The sequence below is a fragment of the Streptomyces rishiriensis genome, from assembly GCF_030815485.1.
Taxonomy (GTDB): domain Bacteria; phylum Actinomycetota; class Actinomycetes; order Streptomycetales; family Streptomycetaceae; genus Streptomyces; species Streptomyces rishiriensis_A.
Map to the genome: position 1 here is coordinate 3,488,012 of NZ_JAUSWV010000002.1, position 24,455 is coordinate 3,512,466.

A 24,455-nucleotide genomic window follows, 5' to 3' on the forward strand; every position below is an offset into this window, starting at 1 on the left:
CCCGTAGGGGTGGGCGGGACCGGACCTCCACCGGCGCCGGACCACCGCGACGGCCGGATGTCCAGAGGCGCGGGACCACCACGACGGCCGGATGTCCACAAGCGCCGGACCATCACGGACGGCCGGACATCCACAAGCGGCCGGTTGTCCACAACCGGCCGACGGGTCGGCCCGGCCGCCTGCGAGACTTGCCCTCATGCGCATTGTGGTTCTGGCAGGCGGCATCGGCGGTGCCCGGTTCCTGCGCGGTCTGAAGCAGGCCGTGCCGGACGCGGACATCACGGTCATCGGCAACACCGGCGACGACATCCACCTCTTCGGGCTGAAGGTCTGCCCCGATCTCGACACGGTGATGTACACGCTCGGCGGCGGCATCAACGAGGAGCAGGGCTGGGGGCGGGCCGACGAGACCTTCCATCTGAAGGAGGAGCTCGCCGCGTACGGCGCCGGGCCCGGGTGGTTCGGTCTGGGCGACCGGGACTTCGCCACGCACATCGTGCGGACGCAGATGATCGGCGCCGGGTACCCGCTCAGCGCGGTGACCGAGGCGCTGTGCGACAGGTGGCAGCCGGGCGTGCGGCTCATCCCGATGACCGACGACCGGGTGGAGACCCATGTCGCAGTCGAGGTGGACGGCGAGCGCAAGGCGGTGCACTTCCAGGAGTACTGGGTGCGGCTGCGGGCGTCGGTGCCCGCGGAGGCGGTCGTGCCGGTCGGCGCCGAGCAGGCGAAGCCGGCGCCGGGGGTGCTGGAGGCCGTCGCGGCGGCGGACGTGATCCTCTTCCCGCCGTCCAACCCGGTCGTCTCGATCGGCACGATCCTCGCCGTGCCGGGCATCCGCGAGGCGATCGCCGAGGCCGGTGTACCGGTGGTGGGCCTGTCCCCCATCGTCGGGGACGCGCCCGTGCGCGGCATGGCCGACAAGGTGCTCGCGGCGGTCGGCGTGGAGTCGACGGCCGCGGCGGTGGCCGAGCACTACGGCTCGGGTCTCCTCGACGGCTGGCTCGTGGACACCGTGGACGCGGGCACGGTGGAACGGGTGGAGGCGGCCGGGATCCGCTGCCGGGCCGTCCCGCTGATGATGAGCGACCTCGACGCGACCGCGCGGATGGCCCGGGAGGCGCTGGCACTGGCCGAGGAGGTGCGCGGGGCGTGAGCGGCTCCTTCGATACCGGTTACCGGGTCTGGGCCGTGAGCGGGCTGCCCGAGGTGCGGCCCGGGGACGACCTCGCGAAACTGATCGCGGCCGCCGAGCCCGGCCTGGTGGACGGTGACGTCCTGCTCGTCACCTCGAAGATCGTGTCCAAGGCGGAGGGGCGGATCGTCCGGGCGGACGACCGGGAGGCCGCGATCGACGCCGAGACCGTACGGGTCGTGGCCCGCCGCGGGACCCTGCGGATCGTCGAGAACCGGCAGGGTCTGATCATGGCCGCCGCCGGCGTGGACGCCTCCAACACCCCCGCGGGGACGGTGCTGTTGCTGCCCGAGGACCCGGACGCGTCGGCGCGGGCGATCCGCGCGGGGCTGCGGGACGCGCTCGGTGTGCACGTCGGGGTCGTCGTCACCGACACCTCCGGACGGCCCTGGCGCGCCGGGCTCACCGACGTGGCGATCGGCGCCGCCGGGGTGCGGGTGCTGGACGACCTGCGCGGGGGCACCGACGCGCACGGCAATCCGCTGAGCGCGACGGTCGTCGCCACGGCGGACGAGCTGGCCGGCGCCGGGGACCTCGTGAAGGGGAAGGCCGCCGGGCTGCCGGTCGCCGTGGTGCGAGGGCTGGCGCACGTCGTCGTGGCCGAGAGCGCCGAGAACGCCGAGGGTGGTGAGGTCTCCGAAGGCGGGCTCGCCGGGGCGCGGGTCATGGTGCGCGGTGCGCGCGACGACATGTTCCGGCTCGGGACGTCCGAGGCGGTGCGGCTGGCGGTCACCCAGCGGCGGACGGTGCGGTCCTTCACCGACGAGCCGGTCGATCCCGGGGCCGTACGGCGGGCGGTGGCCGCTGCCGTCACGGCGCCGGCGCCGCATCACACGACGCCGTGGCGGTTCGTGCTGCTGGAGTCGGCGGAGTCGAGGGTGCGGCTGCTGGACGCCATGCGGGACGCGTGGATCGCGGATCTGCGGCGGGACGGGAAGTCCGAGGAGTCCATCGCCAAACGGGTGCGGCGGGGCGACGTCCTGCGCGGCGCGCCCTATCTGGTGGTGCCCTGTCTGGTCATGGACGGGTCGCACACCTACGGCGACGCCCGGCGGGACGCGGCCGAACGGGAGATGTTCGTGGTCGCGGCCGGCGCCGGCGTACAGAACTTCCTGGTCGCGCTGGCCGGGGAGCGGCTCGGATCCGCGTGGGTGTCGTCGACGATGTTCTGCCGGGATGTGGTCCGGCAGGTGCTGGAGCTGCCGCAGGGCTGGGACCCGATGGGAGCGGTGGCGGTCGGACACGCGGCGGAGGAACCCCGGGCCCGCGGCGAGCGGGAGGTGCGGGACTTCGTCGAGGTGCGATGAGGCGCGCGGTGCGGTGTGCGGCGGGGCGGTGCTGTGCGGGGCGGGTGGCCCGGCGGTGCGGGTCGGTGGACGGTGACCTGCGTCGCTCCGGGACCCGTGCCGGGTCGTGATCCGCGGCGGACGGTGACGTGTGCCGGGCCATGACCCGTGCCGTGGCAGCGTGCGGTGACGGTGGCCCGGCGGTGCGGGTCGGTGGACGGTGACCTGCGTCGCTCCGGGACCCGTGCCGGGTCGTGATCCGCGGCGGACGGTGACCCAAGCCAGATGGTGACCTGTGCGGGGCCGTGACCCGCGCCGCGGCCGGGAGCCGTGAGCCGTGCCCGACGGTGACCGGGCCGGACGGTGACCGGGCCGGAGGTTTCGACGTCGTGGGGTGGTCGGTGGGGCGGTGCGCCTACTCTCGTAGCACCTCTTTCTTCTCTCTCCAGGATTTCTTCGTGTCAGGACGGTTCTCTCCCCGGCCCACCCTTCCCCACAGCGGCGAGGGCGTGGGAGCCGCACCCATGCCCGTGCGCGGTGGACATGTCGGCGTGCCTGCCGGGGTGCCGCGGCAGGCCTCGGCGGCCGGGCGGGTACGGAACTGGACGCCGGAGGGGCCGCTCGATCTCGGACTGGTCCTCGGACCCCTCAGACGTGGGCCGGGCGATCCGACCTTCCGCGCGACGCCGGACGGGTCCGTGTGGCGGGCCACGCTGACTCCCGCCGGGCCGGGGACGCTGCGCGTCGCCGCGGTGGGCGGTGCGGTGTGCGGGGAGGCGTGGGGGCCGGGCGCGGAGTGGTTGCTGGACCGGCTGCCGGAGCTGCTCGGGGCCTCGGACGCGCCGGAGGCCTTCGTGCCCCGCCATCGCGTGGTGGCGGCCGCCCGGCATCGGCGGCCGGGGCTCAGGCTGACGCGGACCGGGCTGGTGCTGGAGTCGTTGATCCCCTCCGTGCTGGAGCAGAAGGTCACCACCGACGAGGCGTACCGGGCGTGGCGCCTGCTGGTGCGCAAGTTCGGGGAGCCCGCGCCGGGGCCCGCGGCGGGCGGGCGGCTCTGGGTGATGCCGACGCCCCGGACGTGGGCGTTGATCCCGTCCTGGGAGTGGCACCGGGCAGGCGTGGACGACAAGCGGGCGTCGACGATTCTGCGGGCCGTTCGTCTCGCCGGGCGGATGGAGGAGGCGGCGGGGATGGCTCCCGCCGACGCTCAGGCGCGGCTGGAGGTCGTGCCGGGCATCGGGCCGTGGACGTCCGCGGAGACCGTCCAGCGCAGTCATGGGGCGGCGGACGCGGTGACCGTGGGCGATCTGCATCTGCCGGGGATCGTGGGGTGGGCGCTGGCCGGGGACCGGGAAGCCGACGACGCCGTGATGCTGGAGTTGCTGGAGCCGTACGCGGGGCAGCGGCATCGGGCGGCTCGGCTGATCCTGTTGAGCGGGCGGGTGCCGGCGCGGCGGGTGCCGAAGATGCCCCGGTGGGACATCGGGAGTCTGTGAGGGGCTCCGCGAGAGCTGCGGCGGAGGATCTCACCCCCGCCGCCCCCACCTGTTCCCCTCGCCCGGAGGGCGCGCTCGGACGGGCCGGAAGCTACTGGTCCGACGAGAAGCGGACCGCGCCTGCCGGGATTCTCGCGTCGCACCACACCCGCACGCCGTCACGGAGTTCGTTGTCGGGGCCGACGATCGCGCCGTCGCCGATGACCGTGCCCGTGAGCACGGAGCGTTCGCCCACCCGGGCCCGGGCGCCGATGAGGGAGTCGGTGATGACGGCGCCGGGTTCGATGACGGCGCCGGGGAGGATCGTCGAGCCGAAGACCCTCGCGCCCTCCGCCACGAACGCGCCCTCGCCCACCACCGTGCCGCCCGTCAGTTTCGCGTCGGGGGCGACCCTGGCCGTCGGGAGGACCAGACGGTCGCCGCACCGGCCGGGAACCGCGGGGGACGGGGCCCGGCCGAGGACCAGGTCCGCCGAGCCCCGGACGAAGGCCGCCGGGGTGCCCAGGTCCAGCCAGTACGTCGAGTCGACCATGCCCTGGAGATGGGCTCCGGCCGAGAGGAGGCCGGGGAACGTCTCGCGCTCCACCGACACCGGGCGGCCCTGCGGGATCGTGTCGATGACCGAGCGGCGGAAGACGTACGCCCCCGCGTTGATCTGGTCGGTGACGATCTCCTCGGGGGTCTGCGGCTTCTCCAGGAACGCGAGGACCTTGCCCGTGCCGTCGGTGGGGACCAGGCCGTAGGCCCTCGGGTCCGTCACCCTCGTCAGGTGCAGGGAGACGTCCGCCGCCGTGGCCTCGTGGGTGGCCACCAGCCGTCCGATGTCCAGGCCGGTGAGGATGTCGCCGTTGAAGACGAGGACCGGGTCGTCGGGTCCCGAGTGCAGACGGGAGGCCACGTTGCGGATCGCGCCGCCGGTGCCGAGGGGCTCGTCCTCGGTCACGTACTCGATGTGCAGGCCCAGTGCCGAGCCGTCGCCGAAGTACGGTTCGAAGACCTCGGCCAGGTAGCTCGTCGCCAGGACGATGTGGTCCACGCCCGCCGCTCTCGCCCGCGCCAGTTGGTGCGTGAGGAACGGCACCCCCGCCGCCCTGACCATGGGCTTGGGCGTGTGCACCGTGAGGGGGCGCAGCCGGGTGCCCTTGCCGCCGACCAGGAGGATCGCTTCTGTCACCGTCGTCTCTGCTTCCTGCCGGGACCGGTCGAACCGTCATTCGACCGGCCAGTGTATGCAGACGTTGAGTGGCGACTTCCAGGCCGTAGGTGTTCCGTCCCGGTCCGGGGGGACCGTCCCCCCGACGGCTGCTGAATGAGCCCCCGTCTGGATGTGCGCTCCGCCCGTCCGGGGGCCGTGCGGCCTCCGGGGCCTCCCCTGGCCCCGGACTCCCGCACCGGATCGCCGCCTCAGCGCCCCTGGTAGCGCGCCGCGGTGGAGCGGGCCGAGCCGAGCTTGCCGTAGAGCTGCCTGCCCGGGCATTCCGTGGCGAACCCGTCCCGGTGACCCGAGATCACATTCAGCCGTACGTTCTTTCCCTTTCCGTAGAGATTGCCACCGCCGGACTTCAGGTATGTCTTCCCTTTCGGATTCGCCCCGAAGAGGCCGAGTTTCCATGCCGTGAGGCGTGCGACGGCGTTGACCGTGGCGGTGGTCGGCTTGGCGGAGGTGAACGTGCCGAGGACGGCGATCCCCATGCTGTTGGTGTTGAAACCCAGGGTGTGGGCGCCGAGGACCGGCTTCGCCACTCCCCCGGCGCGACCCTCGTAGATCTTCCCGCACTTGTCGACGAGGAAGTTGTAGCCGATGTCGCGCCAGCCCATGCTCCTCACGTGGTAGCGGTAGATACCACGGATGACGGACGGGGCCTGTGAGCACTTGTAGGTGTTGCCCGAGGCCGTGTGGTGCACGAACGCGGCCTTGACCTTCGTCGTGTAGCGGAAGCCGCTCTCCCGCAGCTTCTCGTCGGCGCCCCAGCCGCGACGCGTGACGATGCTCGGCCGCGGGCCGATGTACGGCTTCGCCCGCTGGGCCGGCGTCAACTCGGCCCCGCGCAGGGCCAGGAGTTCGCGTTCGGTGCCCAGGCGGTCCAGGGCGGGGATCTCCGTGGCGCCGAGCGGGGCGAGGGGGGCGTTGGCCTCGGAGGCCGCGGCCGCCTCGGCGGTCATGGCGGGCAGCCCGGCGGGCTCGGCCCCTTCGGCCGCCTCGTTCCCTTCGGCTCTCTCGTCCGGCCCGGTTCCGTCGGCCTCCTCGCCGGCCTCGGCGTCCTCGGTCGCCCGGCCCGTGTCGGCCGTACTACCGGTCGTCGTGTCCGGCGGGTCCAGTGCTCGCGGGGCACCCGCCGGGCCGGACCGGGTGGCCGGTGTCCGGCTGCGCGGAGGGCCCGCGGGGACGTGCTCGGGGGGCGTGGAGCCCGGGTCGACCAGCTCAAGGCGCAGGCCGGAGGGGAGCAGGGCGGCGGTGGAGAGGGTGCCGGGGTCCCGGGCCGTCTCCTCCGTTCGGCGTTCGGTGTCCGGATGGACCCGGATCTCGACGCCGTCGGAGTCACCGACCCACAGGGGGGCCGTGGCGCCGCGGACCCGGCCCGAGGCGCTCTCGGGCGTGCCGGGATCGGCGCCGTGGTCGGTGTTGTGGGTCTCGACGTCCTGCCAGCCGGACCAGGCGCCGGTGTCGGACGTACGGGTGCGGACCTGGACGCGGCCGTGCAGTTCGGCGGCCGGGTCGTCCCAGACGACGCCGAGGAGCGAGAAGTGGCGTACGTCCCGGCGGGGCAGGCCCTGGTCGGTACTCGGGCCGCCCGGGGCCCGGTCGCGGGTGAGAGCGGTGAGGGGCAGCGACTGGGTGCTGCCCGGCAGGTCGGGAAGAGCGGGCAGGTCCGGCAGCTTCGGCCGGTCGGGCTGGTCCGGCGCTTCGGGAAGGGTGGGGTGAGCCGGTCGGTCGGAGAGGAGGGACGAGGTGACGGGGGTGTCGGGGCTCGTGGCCCTGGCCGTCCCGGTGGGCGCCGACTTCGCGGCCGACGCCGGTCGCGCCGTCGCCGCGTTGGCGGGCGGCGTCAGCGGGAGGGCGAGTGCCGCCGCGCAGGTGACACCGATCGAGGTAGCAAGCAATCCGCGCATGCCAACGATCCTGGACATACCCATACATTTCTGTCCATCGGGGAATTGACGGGCCGTCGGGCGCGTTCGGCCGAACCGGTGGCTTCGGGAGGGCCCGGCAACCGGTACGGCGCCGAGGGCGGCGCGTACGCTTGCGCGGGTGACTGCCACCGATCGCACCCCGGCCGACCTGCTGCGTTCCGCGCTGGCCGCGGACCCCGCCCGCCCCTTGGTGACCTTCTACGACGACGCCACGGGCGAGCGGGTCGAATTGTCCGTGGCCACCTTCGCCAACTGGGTGGCCAAAACCGCCAACCTCCTCCAGGACGGGCTGTCCGCCGAGCCCGGCGACCGGGTCGCGCTGCTGCTTCCCGCGCACTGGCAGACGGCGGTGTGGCTGCTCGCGTGTTCGTCGGTGGGCGTCGTCGCGGACGTGGCCGGGGATCCGGCGCGGGCCGACTTCGTCGTCGCTGGGCCCGGGTCGTTCGAAGCGGGGCTGGCGTGCCGGGGCGAGCGGTACGCGCTGTCGCTGGCGCCGCTCGGGCGACGGTTCGTGCCCGGCCCGCCGGAGGGGTACGACGACTACGCCGTGAACGTCCCGACCTTCGGGGACCGCTTCGTGCCCTACGTCCCCGTCGACCCGGAGGAACCCGCGCTGGTCGTGGCCGGGGCGGAGTACACCGGGGCCGAGGTCGTGGAGCGGGCGCGGGCGGAGGCGTCCGTGCTGGGGCTGACGGGGCCCGGTTCCCGGCTGCTGTCGGGGCTGGGGTACGACACGTGGGAGGGGCTCAGCGCCGGGCTGTACGCGCCGCTGGCGAGCGGGGGTTCCGTGGTGCTGTGCCGGAACCTGGCGGAGGCCGGCGAGAAGGCCGTGGCCAAGCGGGTCGAGAGCGAGCGGGTGACGACGACCGCGCGCTAGGCCGTTCCGCGAAGCAGCGCCGCCTGCCCGGAGCACGGGGCGCGCGGCGGCCGGCGCGCGCGACCGCAAGGGCCCGGCGGGGTGCCGCGTCGGCGCCGGGGCGGCCAGGACGGGGGTGACGGCACCGGCCGAGGCGGTGACCGTACGGTCCGGGGAGGGGTGGTGGGAGGTGGCGCCGCCGTGCGGGGCGGCGAGCCGGGCGAGTTCCTCGCCACGGGACGGATTCGCTCGTCCCCGCCCGTGCAGCCGCGCACGCGGCCGCCCATGCGGCAGCGGACGGGCCGGTTCTCCTCGCTCCCGCCCGCGAAACACCGGACGCGCCCCCGGTCGCCTCACCCGTTCGGCCCACCCCGCCCCGCCCCACGGCCCGCTTGGCGGCATCGTCGTAGGGGCAGCTCTACACGCTCGTACGGCCGCAGTCGGTCCGGAGGCGGGAGGGGTGATCGGACGTGAGCAAAGCGGCGGGTTCCGGTGGGCCTCTCGGGCCGGGGGCGGGGGCGTCCGCCGACGGGCGGGGACTCATACGGCGACGCCGGCGGCGGTGGGCGCGTTACGGGGCGGGGGCGGTGGGCGTGGCCGTCCTGGGGGCCGGGATCGCGGGGTGGGTCGTCTACGCGAAGCTGGACGGGAACATCACGCCGGACGACGCGGCAGCGGCGGAACTCGCGCGGTATGCGAGGGAGCGGCCGACCTCGTTGGTCAGGGACGCGCAGAACATCCTGCTCATAGGGTCCGATTCGCGGTCGGGGGACGAGAACCGGAAGTACGGGCGGGACTCCGGGACCGAGCGGTCGGACACGACGATCCTGCTGCATCTGGCGGCCGGGCGGCGCAGCGCCACCGCCGTCTCCCTCCCGCGCGATCTGATGGTGGACGTGCCGGGCTGCCTGCGGCCGGACGGGAAGCGGACCGAACCGATGTTCGCGATGTTCAACTACGCCTTCCAGACCGGGGGTTCGGCCTGCACGATCCGGACGGTGGAGAAGCTGACCGGTGTGCGGATCGATCACCACGTGGTCGTCGACTTCAGCGGGTTCAAGGACATGGTCGACGCCGTGGACGGGGTTCAGGTGTGCCTGAAGAAGCCGATCGACGACAAGGCCGCCAAGCTGAGACTGCCCGCCGGGAAGGTCACCCTCGACGGGGAGCAGGCGCTCGGGTACGTGCGGGCCCGCAAGTCCCTCGGGAACGGCAGTGACACCGACCGGATGGAACGGCAGCAGCGGTTCCTCGGGGCGCTCGTCAACAAGGTGCAGAGCAATGACGTCCTGCTGAACCCGGTGAAGCTGTATCCGCTGCTGGACGCGGCCACGTCCTCGCTCACCACCGACCCGGATCTGGCGAGTCTGCGCGGACTGTACGAACTCGTGCGAGGCCTGCGGGACATTACCACCGAACATGTGCAATTCCTGACCGTTCCACGGGAGTCGTACGTCTACAACACCAATCGCGACCAGCTTGTGGAGCCGGAGGCGGAGAAACTCTTCGAACGGCTGCGGACGGACACACCGGTGGCGGTTTCTCAGGAAATTCCCACGGACCCCGCCCCGACGGAGTCGGGCGACCACGGTCCGTTCGCATCCCGGGCGGCGGGACCTGCGGCTTTCGGGGTGGTATCGCCCACTCCACCCGCTCCCACCTTCCGCGGGAACACCGCCGCCGAGGACGACTGCGGGTAAAGCGCTTGCCAAGCCGACCTCTTCCGACGAACACGAGTTCAAAGAAATGGGGCGGATTGCCCGCTTGTAGGGGCGTGGAATTTGTCACGGCCGTCGCTCGACGCCGAATCGGGCGGATAGTGTGAGCGATCCGGTGCACCCGGCCGCGAGGTCCTTCCTGGGGTCGCGCACCGAGTGACCGAGACCCGAGCGCCTTGCAGGGGGGAAAGGCGCCGCGTGGCCCCGACGGAGGATTCGGACAACCGTGGACGCGCAAGGCCGTGGGCGGGCGGACAACATCGACCCCGCAGACCAGTGGGTGCTCAACCCGGACACCGGCGAATACGAACTGCGACTGACTCCTTCCGCACCGCAATCGGCGGTGCCGGGACCTCGTAGGTCCGACTCCGGTCGGACCGGTGCGGGCGGAGGAGGTTCGGCGCGCGGCCGTACGGCGGCGCCGGGCCGGGGCTCGCCGTCGTCGTCGGCCGAGGAGACGCCGGATCCTGAGGCGTTGTCGCCGCGCCGTCGCCGGGGTACGCCGGCGGAGGAACCGGCGGCGAACCGGCGTGGCCGCCGGCCGGTGAAGAAGAAGTCGAAGGCGAAGGCGAAGAAGATCCTGCTGTGGACCGGCGGGATCATGGCCTTCGTCCTGGTGGGTACGGCCGGTGCGGCCTATCTCTATCTGGAGCACCTCAACGACAACATCACGTCCGTCTCCGACGACGGCGCGAGCACCGGTGGCTTCAGCAAGGACAAGGCGATCAACCTGCTGGTGATCGGCACCGACAAGCGCACCGGTTCGGGCAACGAGGGCTACGGCGACTCCGGCAGCGTGGGCCACGCGGACACCACGATCCTGCTGCACGTCTCCAAGGACCGGACGAACGCCACCGCGCTGAGCATCCCGCGCGACCTGATCGTGGACGTCCCGGACTGCCAGACCAAGCAGGAGGACGGCTCCACCAAGGTCATCAAGGGCACGGACAACGTCCGCTTCAACACCAGCCTCGGGCAGTACAACCGCACGCCGAGCTGCACCGTGCGCACGGTCACCGAGCTGACCGGGATCCAGGCCGACAACTTCATGGTGGCCGACTTCAACGCGGTCAAGACGCTGACCACGGCGGTCGGCGGCGTCGAGGTGTGCCTGGCGAAGGACATCGACGACGAGGACTCGCACCTGAAGCTGTCGAAGGGCACGCACACCATCGAGGGCGAGCAGGCGCTGGCCTTCGTGCGCACCCGGCACTCCGTCGGCTTCGGCGGCGACCTGAGCCGGATCGAGCTCCAGCAGCAGTTCCTCAGCGCGCTGATGCGCAAGCTGAAGTCGAACGACACGCTCACCAGCCCGACCAAGATGATCAAACTGGCGGAGGCGGGCACGAAGGCGCTGACCGTCGACTCCCAGCTGGACACCATCGACAAGCTGAAGGACCTGGGTCTGGAGCTGGGCAAGCTCAACGTGAAGAACCTGACCTTCACCACCGTGCCGGTGGTCGACAACCCGGCCGAGAAGGTCGCGGCCACGGTCGTGGTGAACGCCTCCACGGCGCCCACCGTCTTCCAGATGATCAAGGACGACGTCTCCTTCACCGAGGTGAAGGAGCAGGCGGCGGCGTCGAAGAACGCGGCCGCCGCGGCCGCGGCGGCCCGTCTCAAGGGCACCCGGTCCGGCGCCTCCGCGGTGCGGGTGCAGGTCATGAACGGCGGTGCTCCGGCCGGCAGCGCACAGGAAACTCTTAACTGGCTGCAGAATGATGAGGGCGTGACGAAGTCCGAGAACGCGGGCAACGCGCCCGCGGCACTGAGCAAGACGACGCTCGAGTACGCGCCCGACCAGGCCGACCAGGCACGCGAGCTCGCCGCCATCATGGGGCTGCCCGGTACCGCTCTGAAGCCGGGCAAGAGCGTCGAGAACTCCCAGGGTCTGCCGACGATGACGCTGACGCTGGGCAAGGACTTCAAGGGCGCGGGCGTTTCGCTCACGGCTCCGACCACCGTGCCGGACACGGTCCAGAAGTCCACGGCGGACAAGGTCGAGTGCGCCAAGTAGGTAACCCTTCGGGCCCGTCGTGCGTCTGACTTGACGCGGGACGGGCCCGTGTCAGGCGCACGGCGGGGAGGGGCAGGGGAATTGACGGGGAGCAGTGGGGTGCGGAGGGAGGTTCCCGCGGTCGAGGACACGGAGTCCCCGGCGGCGCGGGAACCACGGAACGAGAGCACGTCCGAGGGGGACGGCAGACACGGCGGGGGGCGCGGCGCCGGCCGCACGGACCGCAAACGGCGACGTCGACGCGCGTTGCGCTGGTCGGCGACGGTGCTCGCGGTGGTCATACTCGGCGGCGCGGGGGCCGGATACCTCTACTACGAACACCTCAACGCGAACATCAAGAGCGACGACCTGAACATCGGCGACGAGAAGGACCGGGCGGCCAGGACGGAGGCCAACTCGGCCGGGCAGACGGCGCTGAACATCCTGCTGATCGGTTCGGACGCCCGTGACACCGCGGCGAACCAGAAGCTCGGCGGCGCCAAGGACACCTTCGACGGCCCCCCGCTCGCGGACGTCCAGATGCTGCTGCACATATCGGCGGACCGCAGCAACATGTCGGTGGTGAGCATGCCGCGCGACACGCTGCTGGACATCCCCAAGTGCACGGACCCCGACGACGGGACCACCTACCAGGCGCTGACCGACGAGATGACGAACGTGTCGCTCGGCCGCGGCGGCCCGGGCTGCACGGTGGCCACGTGGGAGAAGCTCACCGACATCCACATCGACCACTTCATGATGATCGACTTCTCCGGTGTGGTGTCGATGGCGGACGCGATCGGCGGCGTTCCGGTCTGTGTGGACGCCAACGTCCACTCGCACACCAGCACCGGCAAGGGCTCCGGTCTGAAGCTGGAGAAGGGCACGCACGCCGTCAAGGGCAAGCAGGCCCTGCAGTGGCTGCGCACCCGCTACGGCTTCGAGGACGACACCGACCTGGCCCGCGCCAAGGCGCAGCACATGTACATGAACTCGATGGTCCGCGAGCTGCGCGCCAACGCCAAGCTGACCAACCCCAACAAGCTGCGCAAGCTCGCCGAGGCGGCCACGCAGGCGATCACCGTCGACGACGGCCTCGACACCATCACGAAGATGTACGACCTGGCGGGCGAGCTGAAGAAGGTGCCCACCGAGCGCATCACGATGACGACGATGCCGAACCGCTACCAGGGCAGCCGGGTGGTGCCCACGGACGACGCCAAGCAGCTGTTCCGTCTGGTGCGCGAGGACATCGCCCTGGACGGCAAGGACGCGAAGAAGGCGACCGCGAGCCCCTCGCCGACGGTCACCGACCCGGCCGCCGCGGCCGGTGAGATCGCCGTGCAGGTGCAGAACGGGACGTCCACGAGCACGCTGGCGGCGGTCCGCGGGCGGGCGTCGGCGGTGAAGGAACTGCTCACGGGCAAGGGCTTCACCGAGGCCGTCGCGGACACCTCGGGGGCGTCGGCCGTGGCGGCCACGGTGGTCCGCTACCCGAGCGCCGATCTGGAGGGCGACGCGGAGGCGGTCGCCAAGGCCCTCGGCATCCCGACGGGTCAGGTGAAGAAGTCCGACGAGGTCTCCGGGGTCACGGTCGTCGTGGGCGCGGATTGGCGGTCGGGGACGGCGTACAAGGCGCCGGTGAAGGACGACACGACGCCCGACACGGCCGAAGCGATCAACGCGTCGGACACCACCCAGTGCATGCACGTGGACCCGGACTACACCTGGTAGCCCGGGTCCTGTGGCGCCCTGAGGGCGCGCTCCGCAAGTGCTTCGTGAGCGCGCCCCCCCACCACCTGGGCGGCGAGGCGGTGCTCAGTGCGCGGAGGTGCTCAGTGCGCGTCGGTGAGGACCGCGGGCCGCCGCGACGCGATGACCTTCCTGGCCAGCGCCTTCGGACTGGTCAGGAAGCCGAAGCCCCACGACATGTGCATGGTGGCGAGGGCCACGGGGATCTGGAGCCGTGCCTTCAGGGGCAGCCCCTTGCCGGCCGGCAGCGACCCGGCGACGATCGCCGCGAGGTAGGCGCCGGGGATCAGGAAGCCCAGCGGGGTGAGTGCGGCGCCCACGACGATCCCGGCGGCCATCGCGCACACCGCGGTGGGCGGGGCCAGGTAGCGCAGGTTGATGGAGCCCTCGTGGTAGCGGGCGACGACGTGCCGCCAACGGCCGTAGTCCTTGTACTGCTTGGCGAGCGCCTTGACGCTGGGCCGCGGCCGGTACGACACCTTGAGCTCGGGCGAGAACCAGATGAGCCCGCCGGCCTCCCTGATCCGGAAGTTCAGCTCCCAGTCCTGGGCGCGGATGAACTCCTCGTTGTAGCCGCCCTGTTGCTCCAGGGCGGCTCGCCGGAAGACGCCGAGGTACACGGTCTCCGCGGGGCCGGCCTGCCCTCCCGTGTGGAAGGCGGCGTTGCCGACCCCGATCTTCGAGGTCATGGCCGCGGCCACCGCGTGCTCCCAGTCGTTCTCGCCCTCGGCGTGCATGATGCCGCCGACGTTCTGCGCACCGGTCTCCTCCAGGAGCCGTACGGCGGTGGCGATGTAGTTCGGGGAGAGCATGCCGTGCCCGTCGACGCGGACGACGATCGGATGGCGGGAGGCCCTGATCGCGGCGTTGAGCGCGGCGGGGGTACGCCCCGTGGGGTTGGGGACCGTCTGCACGCGCTTGCTCCGGGAGGCCGTCTCGGCGACGAGTTCGGCCGCGATCTCTTCCGTACGGTCCGTGGACGGACCGACGGCGATCACGACCTCCATCTCGCCGGCGTACTCCTGCGCGAGGATCGCTTGGACGGCTCCGCGCAGATGCCGCTCCTCATTGAGGACGGGCATGATGACGGACACTGCGGGGAGCTGCACGTCGGGCTTGGCGTTCATAGGGGGATCACGTTACCGCGAACGGGGGACAGGGCCCGCCCCGCCGGGTGTGCTGCGCCGGTCGGCAGATCGTATGGGCCTACCGTTCCAACGGCTCCCACCGCCCACGGCCGCCGCCCGGAGGTGCCCCGTATGCCCCCCACACCGTCCCGGTTCCCGCGTCGCCCCCACCCGGCACGCCGTCTACCACGTCCTTCCGCCCGGCGCGGGCGCCCCCGCTGGGCCATGCGGGCGACGACCACGCTCTCGGTGGTGCTGCTCGCCGCCGCCGGAATCGGCCACTCGGTGGTCGCCGGCCTCGACGCGGACATCGCCCGCGTCGATCCCTTCAAGGACATGAAGAACCGTCCGCGGGCCGGTCACGGCATGAACGTCCTCCTGGTCGGCACGGACGGCCGCGACGACATCACGGAGGCGGAGCGCCGCCGCTACCGCCTGGGCGGGGCCCCCTGTCACTGCACCGACACGATCATGATCGTGCACATCTCGGAGGACCGTGAGCGGGCCAGCGTCGTCAGCCTCCCCCGCGACTCCTACGCGCAGACGCCGGCGCACACCGACCAGGTCACCGGCAAGAGGCACAGCGGCCACCCGATCAAGATCAACTCGGCCTACGCGGAGGGCGGGCCGCAGCTCACCGTCCGCACGGTCGAGAACATGACCCACGTGAAGATCGACCACTACCTGGAGGTCGACTTCACCAGCTTCATGAAGACGGTGGACGTGCTGGGCGGCGTGCGGATCTGCACGGCGGAACCCCTGAAGGACACCTACACGGGCCTGGACCTGGCGCCGGGCGCCCATACGCTCCAGGGCGGCCAGGCCCTTCAGTACGTCCGCTCCCGGCACGCGGACGCCTCCTCCGACCTGGGCCGGATGAAGCGCCAGCAGCGCTTCCTGGCGGCCCTGGTGGAGCGGGCCACCTCCTCCGGGGTGCTGCTGAACCCGCTGAGGTTCAGGGACGTCACGCGGGCGGTGCTCGGCTCGGTACGGGCCGACCGGGGCTTCGGCACGGACGAGCTCCTGGACCTCGGCCGCGCGATGCGCACCTTCTCCCCCTCCTCCTCCGAGTTCACGACCGTCCCCATCGGCCGGATGGGATACGTCGTGAAAGGCCTCGGTTCGACGCTGAAGTGGGACCCGGTGAAGTCGCAGCGCCTCTTCCGCGCCCTGCGCGACGACGAGCCCCTCGCCTCCGCGGGAACCCGGCCGCGCGACGGCGGGGCGGCGCGCGTGGACGTGGCCCCGCAGCAGATCCGGGTCCAGGTCGAGAACGGCACCCGCACGGCGGGACTCGGCAGGCGGGTGGACGCGGCGCTGGCGGCGACGGGCTTCCGTACGACCCGGCAGCCGGTCAGTGCCGCAGGCCCCTCGACCCGGCGCACGGTCGTCGCCTACGACCCCCGCTGGGACCGCTCCGCGAAGTCGCTCGCGACGGCCCTGCCGGGCAGCGAGCTGCGGGCCGTGAAGGGCCTCGGGCCGACCCTGAAGGTCATCGCGGGGACGGACTTCCGCAAGGTCCGCACGGTGCGGGCGGCCCAGGTGGAGCAGGGCGAATCGGCAGTGGTGCGGGGGGACGAAGTGGGCTGCTCCTAGGCGGATGTGCGTTTCTGGTGCGAAACGTACGGAACGGGACCGTCCGCCCGATGGCGCGAGGCAGCCGGGAGGCGTACGACGGAAGGGCACGCACGGGGCCCGCCGGGCCCCCTCGCCCCAGTGACCCCCAGGAGGAGCCATGACCCAGCCCGGAACCATGACCGCCATGAGCAAGGAGATGCAGGACTGCGTCGAGGCGTGCATGTCCTGCCACAGCATGTGCGAGGAGACCATGAGCTCCTGCATGCAGATGGGCGGCCAGGCGCAGATGCAGATCATGCGCGCGCTCATGGACTGCTCGGAGACGACCCGCATGTGCGCCGACATGATGATGCGGCGCTCGCCCATGTCGGCCGAGATGTGCGCGATGTGCGCCAAGGCGTGCGACATGTGCGCGGAGGCGTGTATGGCCATGCCGGACGATCCGCAGATGATGCGCTGCGCGGAGTCCTGTCGCCGCTGCGCCGAGATGTGCCGCACGATGGCGGGCGCCACCATGTGACCGCCGCCCGAACGCACTCAGGGGCACCCTGTGCGGGTGCCCCTGAGTGCGGCTCGGGGTGACCTGGTCCCGCGCCCGGCTCAGTTGCCCGAGACGGTGACCTTCTCGTCGTTCTTCAGCTGGCCGACCAGCGTCTTCACCTTCGCCTTGTCCCAGACGAGGTTGCCGCCGCTGGAACCCGAGATCGGCATGTTCATCGACTTGCCGTCACCGCTGTTGACACCCTTCATCGCGAAGAACATCGACCCCAGGTCGTACAGGCCCATGTCCTTGTCGACGATCAGGGTGTCCAGACCCGCGCTCATGGTCGGGTAGAGCTTGAACGGGTTGAGGACCGTGCCCGGTGTGGCCACCTGGTTGGCGAGGGCCGCGAGGAACTTCTGCTGGTTCTTCGTACGGTCCAGGTCGGAGCCCGCGAGCGCGTACCGGGTGCGGACGAACGCGAGGGACTCCTCGCCGTTCAGGGTCTGCTTGCCCTTCTTGAAGTCGGCGCCCGACTTGGTGTCCTTGATGTCCTGCGGAATGTCGATCTCGACGCCGCCGACCGCGTCCACGATGCTCGCGAAGCCGGCGAAGCCGATCTCCACGTAGTGGTCGATGCGCAGGCCGGTGTTGAACTCGACGGTGCGCACGAGGAGTTCGGGGCCGTCCTCGGCGTAGGCGGCGTTCAGTTTGGTGTGCCGGCCGGTGCCCTTGTACGTCTTGCCGGACTCGGAGCCGACGAACGTCGGGATCTCCACGTCCGAGTCGCGCGGCAGGGAGATCAGCGTGTCGCCGTTGTCGCCGGTGTGCAGGATCATCATCGAGTCCGTGCGCTTGCCGTCGGCGGAACCGGTGTGCAGTTCCTTCTTCTCCTCGGCGGACATGCCCTCACGGCTGTCGGAGCCGACGATCAGGTAGTTCGTGCCCTCGCCCGCCTCGGGCCGGTCGATGACCTTCGACAGGTCGACCTCGCGCTTCAGCTTGCCGTCGGCCCAGATGTACGTGCCCACCGACGTCACGACCAGCACCGTCAGGACGGTGATCGCCGTCCACTTGATGCGACGGCGCCAGTTCGGCGCGGGGCGCGCCGAGCGGGTGTCGTAGTCCCCCGGGCCGCCGGAGTCGCCGCCGCCCCCGTAGACCGCGCCCGAGCTGTAGCCGCTGTCGTAGCCGGTGTTCTGGGCGTTCGTGTAGTCGCCGTACCCCTGGCCGTTGACGTACGACGGCTGCGGCGGGACGCCGGCGCCCTGCGGCGGCGCGGCCGGGCCGCGGCGGACCTGCCGCATGACACGCGGGCTCTCGGGCTGCGCGTTCGCGCTGCCGCCGCCGTACCGGTTGCCGCGGTCGCTGTCGGACCGCCCCTCGGGCCAATCGTTCATGCGGACCAGTGTGCAGGGCAGGGCTGTGTGCCGTACAAGGGCCGTCGGAGAATCAGGGCCCCGCTGTTGCCAAGCTGACACAAAGTCCCGGGTTGTCCCCGTCCGCATAAGGTGGAGGACATGACAGACCAGGCCACCGCGGCGGACTCGGGCAGCACCCCGGACATCCCGGGCAAGCCCACATCCGCGTCCCGCACCACCCTCAGCCACATCATGACCCACAACGACACCAACCTGCTGGGCACGGTGCACGGCGGTGTGATCATGAAACTCGTGGACGACGCGGCGGGCGCGGTGGCCGGACGGCACTCCGGCGGACCCGCCGTCACCGCGTCCATGGACGAGATGGTGTTCCTGGAGCCGGTCCGCGTCGGTGACCTCGTCCATGTGAAGGCCCAGGTCAACTGGACCGGCCGGACGTCGATGGAGGTCGGCGTCCGGGTCCTTGCCGAACGCTGGAACGAGTCCGCCCCGGCCACTCAGGTCGGCTCGGCCTACCTGGTCTTCGCCGCCGTCGACGCCGACGGCAAGCCCCGCGTGGTCCCCCCGGTCCTCCCGGAGACGGAACGCGACAAGCGCCGCTACCAGGAGGCCCAGATCCGCCGCACCCACCGGCTGGCCCGGCGCCGCGCGATCAGGGAACTGCGCGAGCGACGCGTCGCGGAGGGGCTGCTCGAGGACTGATCAGGCGCTTTACCCGAACGCCCCGGGCATGATCAGCTTTGCTGTCATGTTCAGACGGCCTCTGGGGAGGGGCCTGACAGGGGGGCCGCGGTGACGAGCGTCGGCACACAGGAGAAGACCCGGCCGTGCCCGAGGTGCGGGGCGGGGATCGGCGGGGACGAGCGGTTCACCGTCTGGTGCGCGGCCTGCGACTGGAACGTCGATCCGGAAGGGCCGCGGAAGGAACCGCGACGGCTCGACCGGACGCGCCGCGCGCTGGCCCGCCGGCACGGTGAGAAACTGCACGCCGGCATCGTCTCCGGCGAGGACCTGCGTGCCCGGAGGGACGCCTCCGCGCTCCTCGCCCTCGTGATCGCACTGGCCGTGCACGGCGTGACGGCGGCGGTGGCGGCGCTCGGCATCTGGTGCCTCGTCCACGGCTGGGGCGGCTGGCCGATGCTGCCCGGGCTGTTCCTGCTGCTGCTCGCCTGGGTCCTCAGGCCCCGGCCTGCCTCGCTCCCCGACCATGTGCCGGTGCTGCACCGAGCCGCTGCCCCCACGCTGTTCGCGCTGGTCGACGAGGTGGCCGAGGTGGCCGGCACCCGGGGCGTGGACGCCATCGTGATCGACGGCGCGGTCAACGCGAGCGTGCAGGCGTACGGAATGCGCGGACGCCGGATGCTGGTGCTGGGGATGCCGTACTGGGAGATCCTCACCCCCCAGCAGCGCGTCGCCCTGCTGGGCCACGAACTCGGCCACTACGGCAACGGCGACGTCCGCCACCACACAGTCCTGGGAAGCGCCTACGCGTCGCTGATCACCTGGTGGTACTGCTTCGCGCCCGAGGACGACCCCGCGGCCACGGCCCTGGAACTGATTAGCAACCTGCTCCTTCTCGTCCCCTACTGGCTCGTGACCGGTGTACTGCTCCTGCTCGACCGGCTCACGCTGCGCGCGTCCCAGCGCGCCGAGTACCTCGCCGACCGGACGTCCGCCCACGTCGGCTCCACCGAGGCCGCCGTGGGGCTCACGGACCGCATGCTGGTCACCGACTCGGTCGAGGCGGTGCTGGCCCGGGAGGCGAACCGGGCCGCGCTGGCCGGACCGAGCGGCTACCGCGCCGCCGGCGACCGGGCGGACGAGCTGTGGGAGCGGCTGACCTCGCACATGGCGTCCATCCCGGAGGCCGAGTACGAACGGCAGCGACGGGTGGGGGCCCTGCGCGGCCACAGCGTGGACGCGACCCATCCGCCGACCCACCTCAGGCGCGCCGGCCTGATCGCCGGTGAGCGGATGCCGGCGGCCGTGGTGGTGGAGGGCGACCGGGCCGACCGCATCGCCGCGGAGCTGGCCGGGGCCCGTCGGCTGGTGGGACGCCGGATCATCCTCGACGGGCCGTCCTTCGGGGGCTGAGAGCGCGAGGGGCGCCCGGTTCCCCGGGCGCCCCTCGCACGTCGGCTCGGCGACCGGCTACGGCAGGTTCCTCGCCATGACGATGCGCTGGACCTGGTTCGTGCCCTCGTAGATCTGGGTGATCTTCGCGTCGCGCATCATCCGCTCCACCGGGTAGTCCCGGGTGTAGCCGTAACCGCCCAGGAGCTGCACCGCGTCCGTGGTGACCTCCATCGCCACGTCCGAGGCGAAGCACTTCGCCGCCGCGCCCTGGAAGGTGAGGTCGGCGTCCAGCCGCTCGGACTTGGCCGCCGCCGCGTACGTCAGCTGACGGGCGGCCTCGATCTTCATGGCCATGTCGGCGAGCATGAACTGGATGCCCTGGAAGTCGGCGATCGCCTTGCCGAACTGCTTGCGCTCCTGGACGTAGCCCTTGGCGTAGTCGAAGGCGCCCTGGGCGACGCCCAGCGCCTGCGCGGCGATCGTGATGCGGGTGTGGTCCAGGGTCTTCATCGCGGTGAGGAAGCCCGTGCCCTCCTCGCCGATCATGCGGTCGGCCGGGATACGGACGTTGTCGAAGTAGACCTCGCGGGTCGGGGAACCCTTGATGCCCAGCTTCTTCTCCGGGGCGCCGAAGGAGACACCCTCGTCGGACTTCTCCACGACGAAGGCCGAGATGCCCTTCGAGCGCTTCGTGGGATCGGTCACGGCCATCACCGTGTAGTACTCGGAGACGCCCGCGTTGGTGATCCAGCGCTTCACACCGTTCAGGATCCAGTGATCGCCGTCCCGGACCGCCTTGGTCTTCATACCGGCCGCGTCCGAGCCCGCGTCCGGCTCCGAGAGGGCGTACGAGAACATCGCCTCGCCCTTGGCCAGCGGCGTCAGGTACTTCTTCTTCAGGTCCTCGGAACCCGAAAGGATCACCGGCAGGGATCCCAGCTTGTTCACCGCGGGGATCAGCGACGAGGACACACAGGCCCGCGCCACCTCCTCGATCACGATCACCGTGGCGAGGGCGTCCGCACCCGCACCGCCGTACGACTCGGGCACGTGCACCGCGTGCAGGTCGCTCGCCACCAGCGCGTCCAGCGCCTCCTGCGGAAAGCGTGCCTCCTCGTCCACCGCGGCGGCGTACGGCGCGATCTTCGCCTCGGAGAGCGAGCGGATGGCGTCGCGGAGCATGTCGTGCTCCTCGGACGGGCGGTACAGGTCGAAGTCAGCCGATCCGGCCAAGGTGTCTCACGCTCCAAAACGCTACGGTCACCGACGCTAATTACCGTTAAGTAACTCAAATTTTAAAGGTCCACCCACCCGAGTGATACGTGAGTTTGGCGACAGGAGGCGCCTTCTTACGACAACTGCCCGGTGAGGGAAGCCGACAAGCCGCCCGACTATGCTCGGGCGCGCAGCGACGACATCCCCACCTGGAGCATCCATGGCCCTCAAGATCACCGTGATCGGCACCGGCTACCTCGGCGCCACGCACGCCGCGGCCATGGCCGAGCTGGGTTTCGAGGTGCTCGCTCTCGATGTCGTGCCGGAAAAGATCGAGATGCTGGAGCGCGGCGAGACCCCCATGTACGAGCCGGGGCTCGAGGAGCTGCTGCGCCGGCACGTCCCCGGCTTCGAGGGGTCCAGCGGACGGCTGCGCTTCACCCTGGACTGGGCGGAGGTGGGGGCCTTCGGCGACGTCCACTTCGTGTGCGTGAACACCCCGCAGAAGCACGGTGAGTACGCGTGCGACATGTCCTACGTGGAGTCCGCCATCGGCTCCCTCGCGCCGCACCTGGCGCGGCCCGCGCTCGTCGTCGGCAAGTCCACCGTGCCGGTGGGTTCCGCCGACCGGCTGGCCCGGACGATCGCCGAGCTCGCGCCCGTCGGCGCGGACGCCGAACTCGCCTGGAACCCGGAGTTCCTGCGCGAGGGGTTCGCGGTCCAGGACACCCTGCACCCGGACCGGATCGTCGTCGGGGTGCGCAGCGAGCGGGCCGAGGCGCTGCTGCGGCAGGTGTACGAGACGCCGATCGGCGAAGGGTCGCCGTTCGTCGTCACCGACTTCCCCACCGCCGAGCTGGTGAAGACCTCCGCGAACTCCTTCCTGGCCACCAAGATCTCCTTCATCAACGCCATGGCGGAGGTGTGCGAGGCCGCCGACGGCGATGTCGCCAAGCTGGCGGAGGCCATCGGCTACGACGACCGGATCGGGAAGAAGTTCCTGCGGGCGGGGATCGGCTTCGGCGGCGGCTGTCTGCCCAAGGACATCCGGGCCTTCATGGCCCGGGCCGGTGAACTCGGGGCCGACCAGGCGCTGACCTTCCTGCGGGAGATCGACTCCATCAACATGCGCCAGCGCGGGCAGATGGTCGAGCTGGCGCGGCAGGCGCTGGGCGGCGGCTCCTTCCTGGGCAAGCGGATCGCCGTGCTCGGCGCCACCTTCAAGCCCGACTCCGACGACGTACGGGACTCGCCGGCCCTCAATGTCGCCGGGCAGATCCACCTGCAGGGCGGGCAGGTCACGGTGTACGACCCGAAGGGCATGGCCAACGCCCGCCGGGTCTTCCCGACGCTCGGCTACGCGGACTCGGCCCTGGAGGCCGTCCGGGGCGCCGACGCCGTACTGCACCTGACCGAGTGGCGGGAGTTCCGCGAGCTGGACCCGGCGCAGCTCGGGGAGGTCGCGACGACCCGGCTGGTCCTCGACGGACGCAACGCGCTCGACCCCGCCCTGTGGCGCAAGGCCGGGTGGACGTACCGGGCGATGGGCCGCCCCACCGCATAAGCGCGGGAACGGGCACGGTCGGGGGAGAACGCACGTCGCACGCGAGGCGCGGGCGCAGGCCCACGGAGCGACGCCGGTTCGGCCGAGGCTCAGTCGGCCGAACCGGCGTCTTGGTGCATTCTGCACCACCGGCCTGCGCCCCGGCCGGTGAACTACTTCGCCCGGTACCGCCGCATCTTCGCGCGCGCCCCGCACACCTGCATCGAGCACCAGCGCCCCCGGCCCGCCGGACTGCGGTCGTAGTACGCCCAGTGGCAGGTGACGGCCTCGCAGGCCTTCAGGCGGGTCCAGGTGCCCGCGATCAGCGCGTCCGCCACCGCGGCGGCCGTACGGGACAGCAGCGAGGCCGTAGGGGCGGGGCCGGACGGGGCGAGGCTGGCGGAGCCGTCGCGCTCGTCGATCGTCACCAGCAGCGGCGCCGACGCCAGCAGCTCGCCCAGCGGCGTCACCTCGCGGTGCGGCGGATGGCCCGCGTGGGCCAGCAGGGTCGCGCGCAGCGACTCGCGCAGCTCCCGGGCCCGCGCCAGCTCGTCGGCGGCGTCCCCCGCGCCGTCCACGGTCTCGGGCAGGCCGAAGCGCACCCGGCCCTGCGCCGTGTCCAGCGCGTCCGCGCCCGACTCGAGGTCCAGCGTGTTCACCAGGGACTCGATCAGGGCCAGACCTCCGGGCGCCGCCGATCGGTCATTCATGGTTGCGACGTTACCGCCGATGCGGGAGCATGCGGTAACCGTTACTGGTTACCCGGCTCTAGGGGTAACTTTCGTCGATCGTCAGGAGGAAGTCATGGCTCTCGCCAAGCTGGGTGTCGTCGTTCTGGACTGTCCCGACCCGGGTGCGCTGGCCGGTTTCTACGCCGAGGTGCTGGGCGGCACCGTCGAGGGCGAGGGGGACTGGGTCGACGTGAAGGTGCCCGGCGGTCAGTCGCTGGCCTTCCAGGCCGCGTCCGGGTTCGTGGCGCCCGCGTGGCCCGCGCCCGAGCACTCGCAGCAGTTTCATCTGGACCTGACCGTCGAGGACCTGGACGCGGCCGAGCGGGGCGTGCTGGCGCTGGGCGCGAGGCCGCTGGACGCGGAGGACCGCTCGCGCGGCTGGCGTGTGTACGCCGATCCGGCTGGGCACCCGTTCTGCCTGTGCACCTGCTGAAGCCCGCAAGGACACGCCGTATCGCGCCCGAGCCAGGAGGATTCCATGTCGCCCGTCGCCCGTTTCCGCTCCGTCGTCCTCGACTGTCCCGACGCGCACGCGCTCGCCGACTTCTACGCGGCGGTCCTCGGCGGTACGCCCGAGGCCGAGGACGGCGCGGAGGACTGGTTCGTCCTGGACGTCCCCGGGGGTCCCCGGATCGCGTTCCAGCAGGTGGAGGAGTACACCCCGCCGGAGTGGCCGCGCGCCGACCGCAACCCGCAGCAGTTCCATCTCGACCTCGACGGTGGCGCCACCTGGGCCGAGATCGACGCGGCCCACGAGCGGGTGCTGGCGCTGGGCGCGCGGCCGCTGGACCTGGAGGACCGGGAGAAGAAGGACTTTCAGGTGTACGCCGACCCGGCGGGGCATCCGTTCTGCCTCTGCCGGATCGAGCACCCGTAGCGGCCCTGCCCGTC

Annotated in this window: 20 protein-coding genes; 14 read left to right on the plus strand and 6 right to left on the minus strand. The window is 71.7% G+C overall.

The genetic code is table 11. From position 1 onward, the window contains the following. Window positions 1-196: 196 nt before the first annotated feature. The 3 genes from cofD to QF030_RS17935 all read left to right on the plus strand — a co-directional run bounded on the left by cofD (window position 197) and on the right by QF030_RS17935 (window position 3,977). The gene (cofD, locus tag QF030_RS17925) at window positions 197-1,156 is read left to right on the plus strand and encodes a 2-phospho-L-lactate transferase (protein WP_307163678.1); all 960 of its coding nucleotides are present in this window, start codon (window positions 197-199) and stop codon (window positions 1,154-1,156) included. Beyond that, entirely contained in the window at window positions 1,153-2,502 is a 1,350-nt protein-coding gene (locus QF030_RS17930; RefSeq protein WP_307163679.1) for a coenzyme F420-0:L-glutamate ligase, read from the plus strand. The genes cofD and QF030_RS17930 overlap by 4 nt, the downstream gene beginning before the upstream one ends. 437 nt (window positions 2,503-2,939) lie before the next feature. Beyond that, complete coding sequence (locus tag QF030_RS17935) at window positions 2,940-3,977, plus strand: DNA-3-methyladenine glycosylase family protein (protein WP_373428776.1); 1,038 nt, start codon at window positions 2,940-2,942, stop codon at window positions 3,975-3,977. A gap of 91 nt (window positions 3,978-4,068) precedes the next feature. On the opposite strand, the gene QF030_RS17940 is transcribed toward QF030_RS17935, so the two are convergent. After that, on the minus strand, window positions 4,069-5,151 hold the full coding sequence (locus tag QF030_RS17940) for an NDP-sugar synthase (protein ID WP_307163681.1): 1,083 nt from the start codon (window positions 5,149-5,151) through the stop codon (window positions 4,069-4,071). Between the two features lie 230 nt (window positions 5,152-5,381). Next, window positions 5,382-7,088 carry an N-acetylmuramoyl-L-alanine amidase gene (locus QF030_RS17945; RefSeq protein WP_307163682.1) on the minus strand — a complete coding sequence of 569 codons (1,707 nt, stop codon included), beginning with the start codon at window positions 7,086-7,088 and terminating at the stop codon, window positions 5,382-5,384. A 139-nt stretch (window positions 7,089-7,227) separates the two neighbouring features. On the opposite strand from QF030_RS17945, the gene QF030_RS17950 reads away from it, so the two are divergent. From QF030_RS17950 to QF030_RS17965, 4 genes are all read left to right on the plus strand, one after another. Continuing rightward, on the plus strand, window positions 7,228-7,986 hold the full coding sequence (locus tag QF030_RS17950) for a TIGR03089 family protein (RefSeq protein ID WP_307163683.1): 759 nt from the start codon (window positions 7,228-7,230) through the stop codon (window positions 7,984-7,986). A 449-nt stretch (window positions 7,987-8,435) separates the two neighbouring features. After that, window positions 8,436-9,665 (plus strand): LCP family protein, encoded by a 1,230-nt coding sequence (locus QF030_RS17955; protein ID WP_444875790.1) that lies wholly within the window; start codon window positions 8,436-8,438, stop codon window positions 9,663-9,665. A 244-nt stretch (window positions 9,666-9,909) separates the two neighbouring features. Continuing rightward, complete coding sequence (locus tag QF030_RS17960; protein WP_307163684.1) at window positions 9,910-11,700, plus strand: LCP family protein; 1,791 nt, start codon at window positions 9,910-9,912, stop codon at window positions 11,698-11,700. Window positions 11,701-11,730: 30 nt separating this feature from the next. Further along, window positions 11,731-13,413: an LCP family protein gene (locus tag QF030_RS17965; RefSeq protein ID WP_373428777.1), complete on the plus strand. Its 1,683-nt coding sequence runs from the start codon at window positions 11,731-11,733 to the stop codon at window positions 13,411-13,413. Window positions 13,414-13,514: 101 nt separating this feature from the next. Here QF030_RS17965 and QF030_RS17970 read toward each other — a convergent pair whose 3' ends face one another. Then, a complete protein-coding gene (locus QF030_RS17970; RefSeq protein WP_307163685.1) occupies window positions 13,515-14,558 on the minus strand; it encodes a glycosyltransferase family 2 protein in 1,044 nt (347 codons plus the stop codon). A gap of 132 nt (window positions 14,559-14,690) precedes the next feature. Here QF030_RS17970 and QF030_RS17975 point away from each other — a divergent pair, with 132 nt between their 5' ends. Then, complete coding sequence (locus tag QF030_RS17975) at window positions 14,691-16,154, plus strand: LCP family protein (RefSeq protein WP_444875791.1); 1,464 nt, start codon at window positions 14,691-14,693, stop codon at window positions 16,152-16,154. A 139-nt stretch (window positions 16,155-16,293) separates the two neighbouring features. After that, a complete protein-coding gene (locus QF030_RS17980) occupies window positions 16,294-16,656 on the plus strand; it encodes a four-helix bundle copper-binding protein (protein WP_020128538.1) in 363 nt (120 codons plus the stop codon). Between the two features lie 80 nt (window positions 16,657-16,736). On the opposite strand, the gene QF030_RS17985 is transcribed toward QF030_RS17980, so the two are convergent. Continuing rightward, window positions 16,737-18,017, minus strand: a complete 1,281-nt coding sequence (locus tag QF030_RS17985; protein ID WP_307163688.1) for an LCP family protein — start codon at window positions 18,015-18,017, stop codon at window positions 16,737-16,739. Between the two features lie 120 nt (window positions 18,018-18,137). On the opposite strand from QF030_RS17985, the gene QF030_RS17990 reads away from it, so the two are divergent. Together QF030_RS17990 and QF030_RS17995 are read left to right on the plus strand one after the other, a co-directional pair. Continuing rightward, the gene (locus tag QF030_RS17990; protein ID WP_307163689.1) at window positions 18,138-18,701 is read left to right on the plus strand and encodes an acyl-CoA thioesterase; all 564 of its coding nucleotides are present in this window, start codon (window positions 18,138-18,140) and stop codon (window positions 18,699-18,701) included. A gap of 90 nt (window positions 18,702-18,791) precedes the next feature. Further along, window positions 18,792-20,093: a M48 family metallopeptidase gene (locus QF030_RS17995; protein ID WP_307163690.1), complete on the plus strand. Its 1,302-nt coding sequence runs from the start codon at window positions 18,792-18,794 to the stop codon at window positions 20,091-20,093. A 57-nt stretch (window positions 20,094-20,150) separates the two neighbouring features. Here the strand turns inward: QF030_RS17995 and QF030_RS18000 are convergent, their stop codons facing one another. Then, entirely contained in the window at window positions 20,151-21,308 is a 1,158-nt protein-coding gene (locus QF030_RS18000; protein WP_307163691.1) for an acyl-CoA dehydrogenase family protein, read from the minus strand. A gap of 202 nt (window positions 21,309-21,510) precedes the next feature. Between QF030_RS18000 and QF030_RS18005 the strand changes: the two genes are divergently transcribed. Then, window positions 21,511-22,854: a UDP-glucose dehydrogenase family protein gene (locus tag QF030_RS18005; RefSeq protein ID WP_307163692.1), complete on the plus strand. Its 1,344-nt coding sequence runs from the start codon at window positions 21,511-21,513 to the stop codon at window positions 22,852-22,854. 152 nt (window positions 22,855-23,006) lie between these two features. Here the strand turns inward: QF030_RS18005 and QF030_RS18010 are convergent, their stop codons facing one another. Then, window positions 23,007-23,543, minus strand: coding sequence for a CGNR zinc finger domain-containing protein (locus QF030_RS18010; protein WP_307163693.1), 537 nt, complete (start codon window positions 23,541-23,543; stop codon window positions 23,007-23,009). Window positions 23,544-23,637: 94 nt separating this feature from the next. Here QF030_RS18010 and QF030_RS18015 point away from each other — a divergent pair, with 94 nt between their 5' ends. Together QF030_RS18015 and QF030_RS18020 are read left to right on the plus strand one after the other, a co-directional pair. After that, window positions 23,638-23,997, plus strand: a complete 360-nt coding sequence (locus QF030_RS18015) for a VOC family protein (protein ID WP_307163694.1) — start codon at window positions 23,638-23,640, stop codon at window positions 23,995-23,997. 45 nt (window positions 23,998-24,042) lie between these two features. Next, window positions 24,043-24,441: a VOC family protein gene (locus QF030_RS18020; protein ID WP_307163695.1), complete on the plus strand. Its 399-nt coding sequence runs from the start codon at window positions 24,043-24,045 to the stop codon at window positions 24,439-24,441. Window positions 24,442-24,455: the final 14 nt, after the last annotated feature.